Source organism: Blautia parvula, assembly GCF_020215665.1.
Lineage (GTDB): Bacteria > Bacillota > Clostridia > Lachnospirales > Lachnospiraceae > Blautia > Blautia celeris.
Genome location: NZ_CP084061.1, coordinates 4,221,495 through 4,240,000, shown reverse-complemented (window position 1 = coordinate 4,240,000; position 18,506 = coordinate 4,221,495). Strand labels below are relative to the sequence as shown.

Below are 18,506 nucleotides of genomic sequence, written 5' to 3'. Positions count from 1 at the left end.
GAAAAGGATGTGGGATTTCAAAGACAACCAGGATGTTGGCTCAGAAGCAGCCATCCATTCAAAGAGTGCGTAATAGCTCACTGGTCGAGAGGTCCTGCGCCGAAAATGTCCGGGGCTGAAACACGACACCGAAGCTGAGGAATGACATAGTCATTGGTAGAGGAGCATTGAATGCGGGAAGAAGCAGTACCGTAAGGAGCTGTGGACTGCATTGAAGAGAGAATGCCGGAATGAGTAGCGAGAACAAGGTGGGAATCCTTGTGGCCGAATATCTAAGGTTTCCAGGGTAAAGCTGATCTGCCCTGGGTAAGTCGGGGCCTAAGGCGAGGTCGAAAGACGTAGCCGATGGACAACAGGTTGAGATTCCTGTACTGCGATATGACAGAACTGTGGGGACACGTGTGGAGAGCACAACCCGGGAATGGAATCCCGGGGCAAGCGAGGTAGGAGTCACATAGGAAAAACCGTGTGGCAATCTGAAGGCGTGATGCGGACCGAACTAAAGTAGGGAAGTGTGTGAGCCATGCGTCAAGAAAAGCCGCTATTGTTCATATCGTACCCGTACCGTAAACCGACACAGGTGGATGAGGAGAGAATCCTAAGGCCGACGGAAGAAGCATTGCCAAGGAACTCGGCAAAATGACCCCGTAACTTCGGGAGAAGGGGTGCCATCGAGAGATGGCCGCAGAGAATAGGCTCAAGCAACTGTTTAGCAAAAACACAGGTCTATGCGAAACCGAAAGGTGAGGTATATGGGCTGACGCCTGCCCGGTGCTGGAAGGTTAAGAGGAGATGTCAGGAAACGAAGCATTGAATTTAAGCCCCAGTAAACGGCGGCCGTAACTATAACGGTCCTAAGGTAGCGAAATTCCTTGTCGGGTAAGTTCCGACCCGCACGAAAGGCGTAATGATTTGAGCGCTGTCTCGGCAATGCATCCGGTGAAATTGAAGTACCAGTGAAGATGCTGGTTACCTGCGCCAGGACGGAAAGACCCCATGGAGCTTTACTCCAGTTTGGTACTGGGGTCCGGTATTGCATGTACAGGATAGGTGGGAGGCTAAGAAGTGGTGACGCCAGTTGCCATGGAGCCGATGTTGGGATACCACCCTTGCAGTATTGGGCTTCTAACCAGCCGCCGTTAGCCGGCGGTGGGACAATGCCAGGCGGGGAGTTTGACTGGGGCGGTCGCCTCCGAAAGAGTATCGGAGGCGCCCAAAGGTTCCCTCAGAATGGTTGGAAACCATTCGCAGAGTGCAAAGGCAGAAGGGAGCTTGACTGCGACACCGACGGGTGGAGCAGGTACGAAAGTAGGGCTTAGTGATCCGGTGGTATTAAGTGGGAATGCCATCGCTCAACGGATAAAAGCTACCCTGGGGATAACAGGCTTATCACTCCCAAGAGTTCACATCGACGGAGTGGTTTGGCACCTCGATGTCGGCTCATCGCATCCTGGGGCTGTAGTAGGTCCCAAGGGTTGGGCTGTTCGCCCATTAAAGCGGTACGCGAGCTGGGTTCAGAACGTCGTGAGACAGTTCGGTCCCTATCCGGCGTGGGCGTAGGATATTTGAGAGGAGCTGTCCTTAGTACGAGAGGACCGGGATGGACGGGCCGCTGGTGTACCTGTTGCAGTGCCAACTGCATGGCAGGGTAGCCAAGCCTGGAAGGGATAAACGCTGAAGGCATCTAAGCGTGAAGCCCCCCTCAAGATGAGATATCCCATTCTTTAAAGAAGTAAGACCCCTTGAAGACGACGAGGTAGATAGGGCAGAGGTGGAAGTGCAGCAATGTATGTAGCTGACTGCTACTAATCGGTCGAGGGCTTGACCTGAGCACGGAAGTGCAAACGGCGGAGTTGAAAAAAGGTTTTTGAGTTTTGTATATGCGGTTTTGAAGGTATATACCTTCGTGATGGCCCAGTGGCTCAGTTGGTTAGAGCGCCGCCCTGTCACGGCGGAGGTCGAGAGTTCGAGTCTCTTCTGGGTCGTTATTTTCTTGAAAAAGAAAATAATAAAATATAATGGGATCTTAGCTCAGCTGGGAGAGCATCTGCCTTACAAGCAGAGGGTCATAGGTTCGAGCCCTATAGGTCCCATTTTTGGACGGTTTCCCGAGTGGCCAAAGGGGACAGACTGTAAATCTGCTGCAAATTGCTTCGGTGGTTCGAATCCACCACCGTCCACTCTAGCTGATAAGATTAGACTTCAAAGTGAATATGCCGATGTGGCTCAATTGGCAGAGCAGCTGATTTGTAATCAGCAGGTTATCGGTTCGAGTCCGATCATCGGCTTTTCAGTAATTATTTTTATTGCTGTTATAAATTAATAACGCGGGGTGGAGCAGTCTGGAAGCTCGTCGGGCTCATAACCCGAAGGTCACAGGTTCAAATCCTGTCCCCGCTACTCAAGTTTTACGCCCAGATAGCTCAGTTGGTAGAGCAGAGGACTGAAAATCCTCGTGTCGCTGGTTCGATTCCGGCTCTGGGCATTTTTATTGCCTATTAGTTTGATAATTGAATATGGAGCATTAGCTCAGTTGGTAGAGCACTTGACTTTTAATCAAGTTGTCCGGGGTTCGAATCCCCGATGCTTCACTGTGAGACAGTTCAAATTCAGATATTCTGTATTTGAGCTGTTTTTTATTGTACAAAAAACAGTTCGGATGGAAAACGCGCTGAGCGCAGAATATATTTTTACACAGAAAATAAGAAGCCATAACCTTGAGGGGGGATAGATTATGGCCTCTTATTTTCATGTCTACTTTTATAAAAATATAAAAAGAAGGAGAGCCGGTATAAGGGAATACCGGCATATGAAAAAGAAAAAGATTTTGAAAAAAGTCTTATTGGCTTTGTTCAAATACTAATATACATTGTAAATGTGATGATTCTGTGATGAAATAGTAAAAGAAATGTGAAAAAGTTTTTTATTTTTTCTTCATATATGGATAGAAATCAGTTGGCAGGATACGAAGTATATAGTGTAACGGCCGTTAGTAAAAAGAGAATCGGGTGAAAGCTTATGAAAATAAATGAAGATAATTTTGTAGAGCAGTTAAAGTTCCGGAACGAGAAAGCTCTAGAATATGTAATTGACAATTATGGACGTATTGTAAAATCTATTGTAAAGAAGCACTTGTTTTCATTGCAGGATTACCAGGAGGAATGTATCAATGATGTGTTTCTGGCTGTGTGGGAGAATATAGAGTCCTACAGGCCCATGAGAAGCAGTTTTGTAAACTGGATCGCAGGTATCGCCAGGTATAAAGCGATTGACTACAAGCGGAAGTATCTGAAAAGGATACAGACAGAAAATCTGGAGGATGTGACTGCCGGAGAGGAGGACAGGGAGCAGATGAAGATAATCGAGGAAGAGCTGTCTGAGGAGATGGAAGAGATGCTCAGCTGTCTGAGTCCTGAGGACCGAGAGTTGTTTATGAAGCTCTATGTGGAGGAAATGGAACCGGAGGAGGTCAGCCGGCAGACAGGCATGAAGAAAGATGTGATATATAACAGAGTTTCCAGGGGAAGACGAAAAATCAGGAAACTGTTTTCCACTCAGAAAGGAGAGAAAAGTTATGAGCAGTAATATATATGAATTGTTAAATGACGTTAAGACAGATATGGGGAATTACAAAATAAAAGAAACTAATGATATGGAAAACAAGCGCTGGAAAAAAGCTGCTGCAAAAAATATTATGGGTACAGGGAAAAAGAAAAAAAGGTGGAAACCAATTGCTGCAGTCTGCGCAGCCGCAGTGGTCCTGGCAGTGGGAGTGGGAAGTGCTCCGCTGCATTATGTTGTCCAGGCAGCAGTAAAATCTATTTCTTATGACATTGCATCTATTCTTGGAATTAAAAAGAATTTGGAACCATATAAGACGGTAGTTGGAAAGTCAGTAACCGCGAACGGAATAACAGTGACGCTCAATGAGGTCATTCTAAATGAGGATGAGATTGTAGTATCCAGCACCAGAGAATATGATGAAAAGATTACGGATGAGAACAAATCGATCATAGGAGTCCATGTATATATCAATGGAAAGTCTGTCTCTGATGGCGCCTCCGGCGGAGAAAAGCAGGAAGGAGACAGAACAATTGTATCTATTTCTGAGTGTGACATCAGCAAGGATGTGGATTTATCTCAGACACTTGATTTTGAGATACAGTTTGTAGATTATGATAATATGGGCAAAACATGGGATTTTGAATTTTCATCTTCCGGTGAGGAGCTTGCCCAGAGTACAAATACAGTGGAGCTTGACGAAACATTTACACTGGAGGATGGAACAGAAGTATATCTGAATAAAATGACAGATAATGCTCTTGGGCAGAAAATCTATTTCTCAACATCCACAGGAGAATGTGACTATGATCTTGTTCTGAAAGGGTTTGACGACTGTGGAAACGCTGTGGAATTTACACTTTCCAGATGGAGTGACGGCGTAGGAAGACTAAATATTTCTACGATTCAAAATGGAAATCTAAGCGATGAGGCCGCAGAACTTTATCTGACACCATATGCGGTCAAATTCCCGGAGCAGAGCGGAAGGCTCAGTAATGATTTTAAACAGGCAGGGGAAGAGTTTACCATACACTTCAGATAATTACTTTCCGAACATGACAGAGGGACAGGCGCATAGGCCTGTCCCTTTTCGTTATCTGTCAGCTTTATACGGCGGGTCAGCGGGATAACCGCTTCCGGCCTTCTGCATTCCGCGCTGAATGGCATCTCTGGAGTTTTTCCAGTCCGCATCCTTGTTGCGGTAGTCAAACTTGTCACAGAACCATTCAAGATCATCTGTGACCCTCTGCATGTTGTCAGTCATGAGGGGGAAGAGAATTTCATAAAAGGAAGCCTTCTCTTTATCAGAGAGAAGGGACTCTGCAGTCTCCACAAGGTCACCGAAATGGGAGAGGCAGAAGCCTTTGCTGTTTTTGAACAAATCTGTGAATTCAGGATTTTTCCTGTACAGTTCAAAGAAGGTGTCAAGATAGCGGACATATGTATTTTGATAGTAGTCGCAGATATAGCAGCTTTGATTCTGTTCCTTTACCCAGGTTCCGATATTTGTCTTGGGATTGTCTGCATCCAGTTTTGCCTTTTTAAAATGTCCCAGCATGGATGCTTTTCCTGGAGAAAACATTTTGATCTGCTGTTTTAACTCCTCATTTTTTTTCTTAAAGTGTGTGGTGAGGATCAGTCCGCAGCCGAGGCGGTTTCCGTAATCAAACATTTTTTTATAGTGTTCATGGCAGAATCCAAGTTTATCTGTCTCCGCCCGCACATCGTCTTCCATATAGGAGGCGCCGGAGCCAAGGACAAAATCCATGGCGTGCTGTTCCAGATTCTTTTCAATAAAACAAAAGGGGCATTCATCGTCAGCGCGGAATGCGTCCATCAGCGGTATGGTATATATTTTTTCCTTCATTTTTTGTTCCCCCGGTTTTCTGATTTTATATAAGAGTAACATAAAAAAAATCAGAAAGAAAGAGTGCAAAATGGTTTTCTATGCGATACAATGGTAATGTTGTGATCAGTAATGAAGCATACCATGATGTAATGTTGATTTATAAAGGATTTATATGTGGATATCTGAATAGATTGTGGATAACATGTATGGAAAATGATTTTTCTGTTGAAAACATGTGTCGTTGTATTTGCAGGAGGTTGCAGGTTTTTTCATTGTCTGTTAGTATAGAGTTTAAAGTCTGAAACTGGGGGATTTAAAAGAAAAATGAAAAGAAATGTGGATTTGCTGGAGGGACCTATCGCAGGTTCCCTGGCAAAATTAGCGTTCCCTATTATGGGAACATCATTAATACAGATGGCGTACAATCTGGTCGATATGATCTGGATCGGACGCGTCAGCAGTAACGCGGTAGCAGCCGTTGGGGCAGCCGGTATGTATATGTGGCTGGCAAACGGTATCACAACCATACCGAGAATGGGCGGACAGGTCACTGTGGGGCAGTCCCTTGGGGCTATGGACAAGGAGGCTGCCATCGACTATGCCAGAGGTTCTATTCGCATGGGAATGCTTCTGGGGATTTTGTATGGGATTATCAGTGTGCTGTTTTCAGGACCGCTGATCGGGTTTTTTAAGCTGAACAGCCCGGATGTTATACATGACGCCAAAATGTATCTTGTGATCACCTGCGGAGCAATCGTGTTTTCATTCCTGAATCAGGTTTTTACAGGTATTTTGGCTGCTATGGGCAATACCATGGCTACTTTCAGGGCCACCACCATTGGTCTGGTCATAAATATTGTAATGGACCCTGTTTTGATCTTTGGAATTGGTCCTCTTCCCAAAATGGAGGTGACAGGTGCGGCGCTTGCCACTGTATTGGCACAGATCATTGTGTTTATCCTGTATCTTGCAACGGTCTGGAATGAGCCGGTGATCTTCCGGCACATTCGTTTGACACAGAAGGCGGAAAAGCAGCATGTGCGTGAGATTGTGAGAATTGGATTTCCCTCTGCCATACAGGATGCGTTGTTTTCCGGAATTTCCATGGTGATAGCCCGTCTGATCGCGGGATGGGGGGATGCGGCTGTGGCGGTGCAGAAGGTCGGAAGCCAGATCGAATCTATTTCATGGATGGCTGCAGGCGGATTTTCAACAGCTGTAAATGCGTTTGTGGCCCAGAACTATGGGGCGGGGAAAAAAGAGAGGATTAAGAAGGGATATAAGACAGCTATGGGGATCATGGCTTTGTGGGGAGTATTTACCAGCTTTATACTCATCGCTTTCCCGGAATTTTTCTTCCGTATTTTTATTACAGAGAAGGATGTCCTTCCGATGGGAGTTGACTATCTGAGAATCATAGGTATTTCGGAATTTTTCATGTGTATGGAGATCACCACAGCCGGGGCATTTCAGGGATTTGGAAAGACTGTGCCGCCGTCTGTCACAGGGATTCTTTTCAACACACTCAGGATACCGATCGCTATGCTGCTTTCGGCCACGGCTCTTGGGCTGAATGGTGTGTGGTGGACTCTGAGTCTCTCCTGTGTGCTGAAAGGCCTGGTCCTTCCCGCATGGTTCCTCATCGTGTTTGTAAAGTATTATAAGAGCGGAAAGGATAAGTTCTGAAAAGGGAGGTAATATATGGACAGACAGTCTTTGATGATGGTGATTATTGCCTGTATTGTGATACTGACAGGCATCTTTATGGCAGTAAAAGGAAAGCCTTCTATGGTGAGAGAACGGTTCTCAAGCGGCGTGTCGCCTGAAAATGAGAGAAAGTTCATGGTGACCATCGGAGGCGGTGTGAGTATCATAGGACTTGACATGCTGGCATTGGGAATCTGCGCATGGAAATATCCTATGAAACAGGCACAGATACTGATCGTCCTGGCTGTTGGTATTATTTTATTCCTGGCAGTTGTTCTGTACGGACAGAAGCATTACCGTAAATGATGGATAACAGCAGTTGCTCAGCCGGGGCGTGTTTGTACCCCCCAACACTCTAAAGTTTCTGTTGGCTGACGGGAAGAATCGTGGTAAAATGAACCACATATAAAGGTTATGGATTTTTGGTAACAGTTCAGATACCTGGGCTGTTACTATATTTTATGAAAAGGGGAAAGAACAATGGATAAAGAATTTCGTATTGAAACTAAATGTGTGCAGTCCGGATGGAAACCGAAAAAGGGTGAGCCGAGAATCCTGCCGATTTATCAGAGTACAACATTTAAATATGACACGACTGAGGAGATGGGACGTCTCTTTGATCTGAAGGACAATGGCTATTTCTATACAAGATGCCAGAATCCCACCAATGATCTGGTGGCAGCTAAGATCGCTGACTTGGAAGGCGGTGTGGCAGGTGTGCTTACCTCATCAGGGCAGGCAGCTACATTTTATGCTGTATTTAATATCTGCGAGGCAGGGGACCATGTGATCTGTGCGTCTGCTATCTATGGCGGCACATTGAATCTGCTGGGCGTGACTGCTAAGAAGATGGGAATCGAATGTACTTTTGTGGATGCAGATGCCTCTGAAGAAGAGCTGGAAAAAGCGTTTAAACCCAACACCAAGGCTGTATTTGCTGAGACGATTGCCAATCCGGCTCTTGTTGTGCTGGATATTGAGAAATTTGCCGGTCTGGCACATGCCCATGGAGTACCGCTGATTGTAGACAATACATTTGCAACACCGGTAAACTGCCGTCCTTTTGAGTGGGGCGCTGATATTGTGACGCATTCCACAACAAAATACATGGACGGACATGCAATGCAGGTAGGCGGAGCCATTGTGGACAGCGGTAATTTCGACTGGGATGCATATGGTGATAAATTCCACGGACTGACAAGACCGGATGAATCTTATCACGGGGTTGTATATACAAAGCAGTTTGGAAAAGCGGCGTATATTATGAAGATCAATGCACAGCTTATGCGCGATCTGGGAGCCATCCCATCACCTACAAACTGTTTTATGCTGAATGCCAGCCTGGAATCCCTGGCGCTGCGCGTGGAGCGTCACTGCTATAATGCCCAGAAGGTAGCGGAATTTTTAAATGAGCATCCTTTGGTGGGGCATGTAAATTATGCCGGACTTCCGGGAGACAAATACTATGAGCTGGCTAAAAAATATATGCCGAAGGGCACCTGCGGTGTTATCTCCTTTGAATTAAAAGACGGAAGGGAAGCAGCAGTCAAATTCATGGACAGCCTGAAGCTGGCAGCTATTGTGACACATGTGGCAGATGCAAGAACAAGTGTGCTGCATCCTGCAAGTCATACGCACAGACAGTTAAATGATGAGCAGCTTGTGGCAGCAGGCGTTTCTCCGGGAATGATCCGCCTGTCTGTGGGCATTGAAAATGTGGATGATATTATCGAAGACCTGGCACAGGCTCTGGAAGCCAGCACAAAGTAAAAGAGATGAAATCTTATCAGATTACGGAATGGTGCCATGAGAGCTTTAAAATGCAGGCAGTAACCGGCGGTAACTATATTGATGCCACCATGGGAAATGGAAATGACACACTTTTTCTGTGCAGGATGGCAGGTAAGACCGGACATGTGACAGCCTTTGATATCCAGCAGCAGGCCCTGGAAGCCACCGAAAAGCTGCTGGAGGAAAACGGTGTCAGAGAGCGGGCGAGTCTGATTCTGGACAGCCACACCAATATGGGGCTTTATCAGCAGAAGGAAACCGTTGACGGTATCTTCTTTAATTTCGGATATCTGCCGGGCGGTGACCATATGCTTGCCACACAGCCGGAAAACAGTATGAGGGCCATTTTAAGCGGTCTGGAGCTGCTGAAAAAAGGTGGTGTCATGAGTCTGTGTATCTACAGCGGAGGTGATACCGGTTTTGAGGAGAGGGATAAGATCCTGGATATGCTGAAACGTTTGGACAGCAGGAAATATGTTGTCATTTTGAGCACATACTATAACAGGGAAAATAATCCTCCGATTCCTGTGCTGATCATAAAAAAATAGAGTATCAGGCAATGAGGCATGGGACGAGATTGCCGATTCATATAATAAAAGAAAGAAATCAGCCGGGTTTTGTATGAAAGCAGGAAAAGGTCCGGGGATTTCCGGAATTATCATGTTGTTTTTACTGCCGTATCTTTTGACAGTGATCATATGCGGGAGAAAAGCATGCCCTGTATCCAGGGAATCCGATATGGAAGATTATCTTCCGGCTGTGACTGCATCCCAGATATCCTGGGATGCGCCCCGCGAAGCCATAAAGGCCCAGACAGTCATTGCCAGGAATAATCTCTATCTGGAGTGGAAAAAGGGAACGGCAGCCGGTACGATTCAAAATGCGTCCCAGGCACTCAAAAGGAGAAAAATGGATGATCTGTTCCTGGAGCAGTTCCAGAAGTTCCAGGACGCAGCAGCAGATACCAGAGATCAGGTGCTTATGAAGGATGGGGATGTGGTGGAACTTCCCTATCATGAGCTGAGCCAGGGGAAGACCAGAGATGCCTCAGAGGTTCTCGGGGAAGCCTACTCCTATGCGCCTTCTGTGGATACTTCAGAAGATATCAACAGTCCTTCCTACATACAGGGATGCTATTTTTCCCTGGAGGATCTAAAGAAGCAGATACAGAAGACATATCCGGGGTTTTCCATTGAAAATATAGGAGAGATTGAGATAAAAAATGCAGACAGCGCGGGATATGTACTGGAAATCAATGTGGGAAACCAGGAATTCCAGGGGGAGAAGCTAAAAGAGATCCTGAACCTTCCATCCTCCTGTTTTACGGTTCAGACACTGGAGAACGAGGTGCGTTTTCTCTGTAAGGGGATTGGACACGGAGTGGGTCTGAGCCAGTATACAGCCCGGAAGATGGCAGGAAAGAAGAAAAAATATGAAGAAATCCTGAATTATTTTTTCCCTGAATTAAAATTAAAAGAGATAGGGAATTGAAGAGAAGCCGCGTGGAATTTTAAAATTATGTATAAGTTCACATATTCTGGCAATCCTATAGATGAAAACAAAAGGGGCGGATGCTCCACTATAGGTTGAGGTGAAGAATATGAGTAAAAGAAACAAAATCCGCGTGGCTCTCAGCAGTTTTTTAGTGCTGGCCATAGTAGTAACATGTGCGGCTGTATATCAGTCCGGGAGTAAGAGCACACCGAATGAAAAGGAACTTGTCAAGAATGAGGAGAATCCTTCTGACGAGGCAATGACAACAGAGGAGAAACCTGAGGAGGAATCCCAGGATGCCAACACCACTCAGGTTGAGGGTACCAGAGAAGTGCCGGAAGAGGCAGATACACAGGCAGAAGCAGTGCAGGAGCCTGCAGAAGAGCAGAATGAATCCGCAGACGCTTCCGCAGCAGAGAATACGCAGCCGGAAGCTGATACGCAGGATGCATCTGCAGAGGTGGACAACCAGGCAGCAGCAATGGCTCCGGATGTGAACTTTACAGAGAGCTCTCTTATGGAGTGGCCGGTAAGCGGACAGGTAGTCATTGACTATGATATGGAACACACCGTTTATTTCCCCACTCTGAACGAATATAAATACAGCCCTGCAATCGCAATCTCCTCAGAGGTCGATACACCGGTTGCATCCGTTGCGAACGGACAGGTAGTCTCTGTTGAGGAGAGCGTTGAGACAGGAACAACCGTAACGGTTGACCTGGGTAATGGATACCAGGCAATTTACGGCCAGTTAAAAGATGTAGCTTTCCAGCCGGAGCAGTATGTAGAGGCCGGAGCAACACTTGGCTATGTCAATGAGCCTACAAAATATTATACAAAAGAGGGTGCGAACCTTTATTTTGAACTGAAGAAAGACGGAAGTCCGCTGGATCCTATCCAGTACCTGCCGTAAAAAGTAAAAACCATTTCAAAGCATATTATCTGTTTTGAAATGGTTTTTTTAGTTCCGGGTTTTTTGAAGAGAGATTGCGCTGTGAGGAAAAAAATTGGTATGCGGATTGAAAAATATTTCATTTACATAGAAATAAAAATAAAAAAAGGCATATGGTAATGCTTTGTGAAACCTCAAAAATGATATATTTTAAAGTAAGAGAAGAAGATTTGTATACAATGTAAATTTTTTATCAGTTTGTTTGAATTTTTAGTGAATTTTTATTTTGCTGTTGACATTGGAAAAGAATGGTGGGAAAATACAAAGTATAAGGAAATTTATGCTTTTTTGCAGCAGGAATAAGACGGAATGGAAGGAGTTCTATGCATTTAAAAAGATTGAGCAGAGTCGTGGCAGTGACAGTGGTGCTGACAATGGTAACACCATCCGCTGTTTTGGCCAGCGATATGACAAAGGTTGGAACGAATACAATTGAAACGCCTGAGGATGTGGATTCTGCAAGTATAAAAGATCAGGAAAAAACTGAAAAACCGAAAGATCCGGCGAATCCCGAGAACCCAGACAATCCAGATCCGAATGATCCTGAGAACCCAGAGAACCCGGATAATCCAGATAATCCGGACAATCCGGACCCAGAAAACCCGGATATCCCGGACAATCCCGATCCAGAAAACCCGGATACTCCGGACAATCCAGACCCAGAAAACCCGGATACCCCGGACAATCCCGATCCAGAAAACCCGGATACCCCGGACAATCCCGATCCAGAAAACCCGGATACTCCGGACAAACCGGACCCAGACAAACCGGATACCCCGGACAATCCAGACCCGGATACGCCGGATACCCCGGACGATCCCAATACCCCGGATACTCCTGTTACACCGGATACCCCCACGGAGCCTGAGCAGCCGCCAGCAGAAGCACCGGTGGAGCCTGAGGCACCTGCAGAAGAACCGGCACAGGATGCGGAGGCAAGCGATAATCTAATAGACAGCCAGCAGAATTTTGTTATGCCGGACATCAAGGAGAATTTCCGTTTCCGTACAATCCGAAAAGTTTATGCATTTGCTCTGGAGAATCTGAATGTCTATGAGGAGAAATCCGAACAGGCAAGAGTGATCGGAACACTGGATAAAGATGGTGTCTGCTACCTTCTCAGCAATGATGGATTAAAACTCCATCTTGGAAGTGAAGAGGAAGAGCAGAATATTGACACAGACGATGGAACATGGGTATACATAGAATCAGGAACAGTCAGAGGTTTTGTGCTGAAATCAAAGCTTTTAACAGGTGAGGAAGCACAGAATATAGCAGATGCAAAAGCAAAAGAAAAGCAGGAAGCTGAAGAGAAGAATAAGACAGCTGAGAAAAAGGTAACTGTTGAAGAATTTAAAGTAGCAAAAGAATTAATTTCGCCGCTGGAAAATAAAGCATTTCTTTATACAAAGACAACTGTCAGGACAACAGTTGTTTCAAAAGATTATGCAGTATGCAAATCTTTACTTGGAACCATTCATGAATCACAGAACGATAAGAGCCGCGTCATCGGCAACCTGAATCTGGATAATATATGTTACATTCTTGCCGACAAAGACAAGGATTGGGTATATGTAGAGTCCGGAGATGTAAGAGGATTTATCAAGAAAACTTCTCTTTATCTTGACGAAGAGGCGAACAAATTTATAGAAGAGCACGGGGAAGAGAATCTGGAGACAGCTTCAGAGCTGGTAAAACCGGAAGAAAACAGTGCATGCTACTACACGATCACGTCTACAAAGGGCGGAGTTCCCGGTGGTGCACTGAGACAGTCTATTCTGGAATTCGCATCCCAGTTCGTAGGCAATCCTTATGTGTGGGGCGGTACCAGCCTCACAGACGGTGCGGACTGCTCCGGTTTTGTTCAGAGTATTTACGCGCAGTATGGTTATGACCTTCCGAGAGTTGCGGAGGACCAGGCTTATTACGGTACACAGATACCGGTTGACGAAGCACAGCCCGGCGATTTGATTTTCTATTCCAACGGAAGCGAGATTTACCATGTAGTTATGTATGCAGGTGACGGAATGACTGTGGAAGCAGCCAACAGCCGTGTGGGAATCATAGTAGGTAATGTAAATACTGCGAATGCAGTTTGGGCAACCAGAGTTCTGGATGATACATACGGATTCTACGGAAGCGATATTGATGAGATCAATGCGACTTCAGACCAGTACGGTGAATGCCTGGGTACCTATAAGATTACACATTACTGCGGCGGTGCATGTTGTAATGACCAGTGGGCAGGCGTCACATCCACAGGGGCACCTCTCGTGGAGGGTGATACCATAGCAGTTGACCCGACAATTATTCCTTACGGAACAAGAGTTATTATTAACGGACATATATTTACCGCATCTGACTGCGGCGGTGCGATTAAAGGAAATCATATTGATGTCTTTGTCAATGACCATAATCGCGGAAATAACCTTGGTGTGTATTTCACTAATGTATATCTTTTGAAATAACAGCATATCAGAGATTCTTTTGTCACTGTTCACACAGTGAACAGTAACATTCTTTTTACAGGGACTGCCGGTTTGGCAGTCCCTGTATTCACATTTACGAGGCTTTAGAGTATAATAAACTATGCGGAAAAGAAAATCCGCAGCCGATTATATTTCTACAGGGTTAATAAAAGAACAGTGTATCACTGTTCCTCTGCGGAATTATCCGAATTTCCGCAAATGGGAAAAATACTTTTTTTCATCGGCAGCTTTGAAATAGAGGTGCCGTATTTGCCATTGGCAGGTGCGGTGCCATTACATAGAAGGCAGGTCAGGAAATTATCATGAATTATACTTACATCCTGAAATGCGGCGACGGCACTCTGTATACCGGGTGGACCAATGACCTGGAGAGACGTATCAAATGCCACAACGCCGGAAAAGGGGCAAAATACACAAAGTCCAGACTTCCCGTTGAGCTGGCCTACTACGAGTCATTTGTGACGAAGGAGGAGGCCATGCGCAGAGAGTGGGAGATAAAACGGCTTTCGAGGAAGGACAAGCTCAAATTATTGGGATAGATAATAATAAACAGATACCAGGAGGATCGGGGATGGAAGAAAAACAGGACATTGTATATGTCAGAGGGGCAGTTATCTTTAATCAGATGGTAGGAGTTCTGGAGGTGGCAGGAGGTTTTGCCGGGGGATTTGTCTTTGGTGCAACTGCACTGTACAGTACCGGGGACGGACAGACGGAGCTGGATATTGTTATAATACTGTATATATTGGCTGCAATAGCAGCAGCAGCGTTTATAAACGGCATTCTGCGCTTTAAGCTGATCCATGAACTGAGGGAGTATATCCCTATTCTCTCCTCTGATCCGGAGGGTTCAGTAAAGAACCTGTCTTTCAGAACAGGAGTACCTGCGCCTGCGGTTGCAAAAAGATTGAGGAAGATGCTGAGAAAAGGCTACATAAAGGGCGCTTACTATGATGCCTCCTCCGGGAAATTTATTTTCCAGAACCGGAAGAACGTATACGGACCGGATTTGAGCAGTATGGGAAATACTTCCATGATCACTGTGGAGTGCAGGAACTGCGGGGCTTTGAATAGAGTGAACAGGGGAAGTGTGAAAAAGTGTGATTTCTGCGGGGAAAAGGTGCAGGGATGACAAAAGAAGGAAGGCAGCGGAGAACCGCTGCCTTCTGTGCGTTTATTTTATAATTCCTGGTACGGAATCCGTATCCTGACGCAGGTCCTGATCCCATATTCGCTTGTAACACTAAGTCCATAGGACTCGCCATAATACATTTTAATACGCTGATGTACATTTTTCATGCCAAGGCCGCCATTCTTTCTTGTATCCTCAGGAGAGATAAAATCGAGGTCCAGGTTCTCGAGAGATAATTTTGAGAATCCTATACCGTTATCTATAATATCTATTATGACATCCTCCTGTTCACGGATGCCTTTTATTATGATCTTCCCATCTCCGGCCTTTTGTTCCAGACCATGGACAATAGAATTCTCTATGAGGGGCTGTATAAGAAGCTTTGGGATTTTTGCATGGTACAGGTCTGGGGGAATATCGATCCGGACATCAAGCTTGTCATTGTATCTGAATTTTTGTATGGTTAGATAGCAGTGGATATTCTCAAGCTCTTTTTCTATTGTAATAAATTCAGGACCGCTTATGTTACTTCTCATAAAATCACCCAGTGCTTTCACCATAATGACAATCTCTTTGTTGTCATTCATATAGGCAATCCATTTTATGGATTCCAGAGTGTTATAGATAAAATGCGGATTGATCTGCATCCGGAGGGAATTCAATTCTGTTTTCTGCAGCAGGAGCTGCTGTTGGTTGGTTGTTTGTATCAAATTCCGGACTTCTTTTACCATATCAATGAAATAATCATACAGAACCCCAATATCGTTTTGATAATAAGCGGGTTTGGATACATTAAAGTCACCCTTACCGACAGATTTCATCATCTGGCAGAGTTTGTCCAGAGGTAAAAATAATTGTCTGGTTATGGCAATGGAGATAAAGATTGCAACTATGATCATGGCAAGGGCTATTATGATAACACATCCCCTAAGCCATATGATCTCTTTTTCATAGGAAATATTGGGGATTGTGCTTACAAGTCTCCATTCTGAGCCGGGGATGATACAGGAGGTGAGCCATTCCTGGGAGTCATCTAATTTTTTGCTTACGGTAGCTTCGGTGAGCAGATGAAAAGAGGGATACATCTTACCTCTTTCTCCGGGCTGATTGCTGGACAGAATGGTGCCTTTGCCATCCACGATACAGAGGCTGCCGTCTTTAAAATATTCTTTTTGTTCCAGAATATCAGTCAAAAGTTTATCATCAAAGCGGACGAGGAAATAACCGATGATTTTCTGTACACCCAAATCATTGATCGTACGGCCGGCTATTATTGTGGGAGTATCTTCTTTATCCAGGGTTATCCAGCAGAGACTTCCCTGCTGGCTATAGAGTGTATCAAGAATGGGGGAGGCAGATGTAAATTCCGGATAAGGCTGGGATATCCAGGCGGATTGTCCGCTGCTTGTCATAATAGTCATTTCCTTTAGGGATTCATTGGCTACCGTCATATTGATCAGCTCTTTTTCCAGGATTTTCTTTTCGTATAAAAAACTGTCACCCCTGGCATGGTTCATTTTATTTATCTGGGACTGTACCGTCTCATTATAACAGATATAGGTTGTCAGGCTGTCTACTTCTTTTAACTTTGTATGTATGTTGGTACTGATTTCATTTAAAATATCAATGCAGTATTTGGAATTTTTTTTACTGATGATCTGTTCGGAAAGGGTATAACTGATTCCTGTTATGGCAAGCGTGGAAACCGTGATCAGCAGGATCAGCAGGGCTGCGACCAGATGCTGTACAGAGATTCGATAGATGCTGTCCCGGAATGATTTCAAACGTTTTGATATTTTACACTTCATAGGTATCTCCATCTAATTCCTGTTTAATCTGCAGGTTTTTTCTTCACTGTTTTCCTATATTCTCTTGGCGTCATTTTATAACGGTTTTTAAATACCTGCCCAAAGTATCTGAAATCACGGAACCCTGTCTGACAGGACACTTCACTGATAGACAAGTCCATATCACATAAAAGAGTACAGGCTTTTTCCAGACGGATATTTGTTAAGATCTGGCTGAAGGGAAGGCCGTACTCCTTTTTTAATATACGTGCCAGATAGTCAGCATTTACATGGATTTCCAGTGCAGCTTTTGTTATATTGATATCTTCTGCGTAGTGTGTCTCTATAAAGGATAAACAGTCTTTTACAATATGGTGGTATGCTGTATCTGATGTGCCGTTCAGGTCATCAATACAGTGGGTGAGTATCTTCAGTGTCCCGCTAATGAGAGCGGACAGGGAACCGGCCTGATTAATGGATAAAAGCTGTTCTGCTGTCAGACCTGAAAATGCTTCATTTTTCTTTTGGGCAACTAAGCTGGAAGCGAGAAGACAGAGGTCGATCATAGTAAGACGGATTCTGGCAGCAGTGTTCCATGTAGCTTTATAGAAGTCTGACAGTTCGTCCAGGGATTCCTGTATAAGGGTATAATTACGCTGTTCCAGCTGGGATAGGATTTTATGACAGATATTTTCACTGCTTTCCTGATTTAATATGCCGCAGACAGAGTTATAAGAGATAAATTCTGTCTCAGAATGCGAAAAGAATAAATCAGCGGATTCTGTGGCAGTCCTGTAGATATCTGTTAAATCCTGAAAGGATGACGCCGTTTTACCCATACCAATATAAATAGTACAGCCGTATTCCTGTAAAAGCTTTTCCTGCAGGGAACGAAGCCAGGATGCAGCATGTTCTTCTGCAGCGGCTTCGGGCTCACTGCTTTTTATTAAGATAATGATTTTATTATTTGCAGGATAAAAATAAACAAAAGAAAAACAGGAGTTATCCTGATTCTTAAAAAACAATTCAATTTTCCCGGCATCGGTGGAATTATATACTCCCTGAGCAGCCAGATATATACCATTGTTGAAAAATCCGGAAGATTTCAGTATCTGGAGTTCACTGCCGGTGATATTTTGATTTGTATAGATATGCAGAAGGGTATTCTGAAGTGTCTGTTTTTGAATTTCAGAAATAGTATCTGCATTGATTTGTTTATACTGATTTTCTTCCTCAATTTTTTGAGCCAGTCTGCCTATTATCTCCAGGACCTCATCAGGGTCACAGGGTTTTAAAATATAATCATAGACATGAAGAGATATGGCTTCCTTTGCGTAGTTAAAATTATTATGACCGGTTAAAAGTACGCTCTGGATTGAGGGGTCTAACAGATTGGCAGCACGGATCAATTCAAGTCCGTTGATATCCGGCATCTGTATGTCGGTAAAAAGTATCTGTACCTTTTTTTCTTTTATAAATTCTAATGCTTCCATACCGCTGGAGGCTGTACCAATCAGACAGACACCTGCTTTTTCCCACGGGATGAAGGAAAGACCTCTTCTCATTAATAATTCATCATCTACAATAAGCATATTTATCATGTGTTCACCTCTGCATTAAAGCGTAAAGTCTGGAAGATAATTACAAATCCAATGTATGTCTATTATATGATTAAAAATGACAAAAAACAACACCTGAAATAGTAAAAAAGCATAAAATAAACCGGTAAATAAAGGTAATTATA

Annotated in this window: 14 protein-coding genes, 7 tRNA genes and 1 rRNA gene (1 of these 22 only partly in view); 19 read left to right on the top strand and 3 right to left on the bottom strand. The window is 44.5% G+C overall.

Features of this window, described 5'->3' with window-relative positions:
• The 10 genes from LC508_RS19655 to LC508_RS19610 form a co-directional block, all read left to right on the top strand.
• Window positions 1–1,829: ribosomal RNA gene (locus tag LC508_RS19655) — 23S ribosomal RNA — on the top strand; it begins 1,056 nt to the left of the window's first position.
• Between the two features lie 82 nt (window positions 1,830–1,911).
• Window positions 1,912–1,985: transfer RNA gene (locus LC508_RS19650), tRNA-Asp, on the top strand.
• 35 nt (window positions 1,986–2,020) lie between these two features.
• Window positions 2,021–2,093 (top strand) — tRNA-Val (locus tag LC508_RS19645).
• A 5-nt stretch (window positions 2,094–2,098) separates the two neighbouring features.
• Window positions 2,099–2,180: transfer RNA gene (locus LC508_RS19640), tRNA-Tyr, on the top strand.
• Between the two features lie 35 nt (window positions 2,181–2,215).
• A tRNA-Thr gene (locus LC508_RS19635) sits at window positions 2,216–2,288 on the top strand.
• 38 nt (window positions 2,289–2,326) lie between these two features.
• Window positions 2,327–2,400 (top strand) — tRNA-Met (locus LC508_RS19630).
• A 12-nt stretch (window positions 2,401–2,412) separates the two neighbouring features.
• A tRNA-Phe gene (locus tag LC508_RS19625) sits at window positions 2,413–2,485 on the top strand.
• Window positions 2,486–2,518: 33 nt separating this feature from the next.
• Window positions 2,519–2,591 (top strand) — tRNA-Lys (locus LC508_RS19620).
• A 427-nt stretch (window positions 2,592–3,018) separates the two neighbouring features.
• Window positions 3,019–3,585, top strand: a complete 567-nt coding sequence (locus tag LC508_RS19615; protein ID WP_103733275.1) for a sigma-70 family RNA polymerase sigma factor — start codon at window positions 3,019–3,021, stop codon at window positions 3,583–3,585.
• The gene (locus LC508_RS19610) at window positions 3,575–4,603 is read left to right on the top strand and encodes a DUF4179 domain-containing protein (RefSeq protein WP_054351529.1); all 1,029 of its coding nucleotides are present in this window, start codon (window positions 3,575–3,577) and stop codon (window positions 4,601–4,603) included. The genes LC508_RS19615 and LC508_RS19610 overlap by 11 nt, the downstream gene beginning before the upstream one ends.
• 51 nt (window positions 4,604–4,654) lie before the next feature.
• Here LC508_RS19610 and LC508_RS19605 read toward each other — a convergent pair whose 3' ends face one another.
• On the bottom strand, window positions 4,655–5,428 hold the full coding sequence (locus tag LC508_RS19605; protein ID WP_033141626.1) for a DUF6062 family protein: 774 nt from the start codon (window positions 5,426–5,428) through the stop codon (window positions 4,655–4,657).
• A gap of 306 nt (window positions 5,429–5,734) precedes the next feature.
• Here LC508_RS19605 and LC508_RS19600 point away from each other — a divergent pair, with 306 nt between their 5' ends.
• From LC508_RS19600 to LC508_RS19560, 9 genes are all read left to right on the top strand, one after another.
• Window positions 5,735–7,096, top strand: a complete 1,362-nt coding sequence (locus LC508_RS19600; RefSeq protein ID WP_103732832.1) for an MATE family efflux transporter — start codon at window positions 5,735–5,737, stop codon at window positions 7,094–7,096.
• 15 nt (window positions 7,097–7,111) lie between these two features.
• The gene (locus LC508_RS19595; RefSeq protein ID WP_054351530.1) at window positions 7,112–7,423 is read left to right on the top strand and encodes a hypothetical protein; all 312 of its coding nucleotides are present in this window, start codon (window positions 7,112–7,114) and stop codon (window positions 7,421–7,423) included.
• A 174-nt stretch (window positions 7,424–7,597) separates the two neighbouring features.
• Complete coding sequence (locus LC508_RS19590; RefSeq protein ID WP_033141629.1) at window positions 7,598–8,887, top strand: O-acetylhomoserine aminocarboxypropyltransferase/cysteine synthase family protein; 1,290 nt, start codon at window positions 7,598–7,600, stop codon at window positions 8,885–8,887.
• A gap of 5 nt (window positions 8,888–8,892) precedes the next feature.
• Window positions 8,893–9,456 carry a tRNA (mnm(5)s(2)U34)-methyltransferase gene (locus tag LC508_RS19585; protein ID WP_103732831.1) on the top strand — a complete coding sequence of 188 codons (564 nt, stop codon included), beginning with the start codon at window positions 8,893–8,895 and terminating at the stop codon, window positions 9,454–9,456.
• Window positions 9,457–9,529: 73 nt separating this feature from the next.
• On the top strand, window positions 9,530–10,399 hold the full coding sequence (locus LC508_RS19580; RefSeq protein ID WP_103732830.1) for a SpoIID/LytB domain-containing protein: 870 nt from the start codon (window positions 9,530–9,532) through the stop codon (window positions 10,397–10,399).
• A gap of 109 nt (window positions 10,400–10,508) precedes the next feature.
• Window positions 10,509–11,315 carry a murein hydrolase activator EnvC family protein gene (locus LC508_RS19575; protein WP_033141632.1) on the top strand — a complete coding sequence of 269 codons (807 nt, stop codon included), beginning with the start codon at window positions 10,509–10,511 and terminating at the stop codon, window positions 11,313–11,315.
• 362 nt (window positions 11,316–11,677) lie between these two features.
• Window positions 11,678–13,822 (top strand): C40 family peptidase, encoded by a 2,145-nt coding sequence (locus tag LC508_RS19570; protein ID WP_158588614.1) that lies wholly within the window; start codon window positions 11,678–11,680, stop codon window positions 13,820–13,822.
• Window positions 13,823–14,145: 323 nt separating this feature from the next.
• Entirely contained in the window at window positions 14,146–14,382 is a 237-nt protein-coding gene (locus LC508_RS19565; protein ID WP_033141634.1) for a GIY-YIG nuclease family protein, read from the top strand.
• A 32-nt stretch (window positions 14,383–14,414) separates the two neighbouring features.
• Window positions 14,415–14,975: a hypothetical protein gene (locus LC508_RS19560; protein ID WP_103732852.1), complete on the top strand. Its 561-nt coding sequence runs from the start codon at window positions 14,415–14,417 to the stop codon at window positions 14,973–14,975.
• 47 nt (window positions 14,976–15,022) lie between these two features.
• On the opposite strand, the gene LC508_RS19555 is transcribed toward LC508_RS19560, so the two are convergent.
• Both LC508_RS19555 and LC508_RS19550 read right to left on the bottom strand, forming a co-directional pair.
• Window positions 15,023–16,783 carry a cache domain-containing sensor histidine kinase gene (locus tag LC508_RS19555; RefSeq protein WP_158587371.1) on the bottom strand — a complete coding sequence of 587 codons (1,761 nt, stop codon included), beginning with the start codon at window positions 16,781–16,783 and terminating at the stop codon, window positions 15,023–15,025.
• 23 nt (window positions 16,784–16,806) lie between these two features.
• Window positions 16,807–18,363, bottom strand: coding sequence for a response regulator transcription factor (locus tag LC508_RS19550; RefSeq protein WP_054351537.1), 1,557 nt, complete (start codon window positions 18,361–18,363; stop codon window positions 16,807–16,809).
• Window positions 18,364–18,506 lie beyond the last annotated feature (143 nt).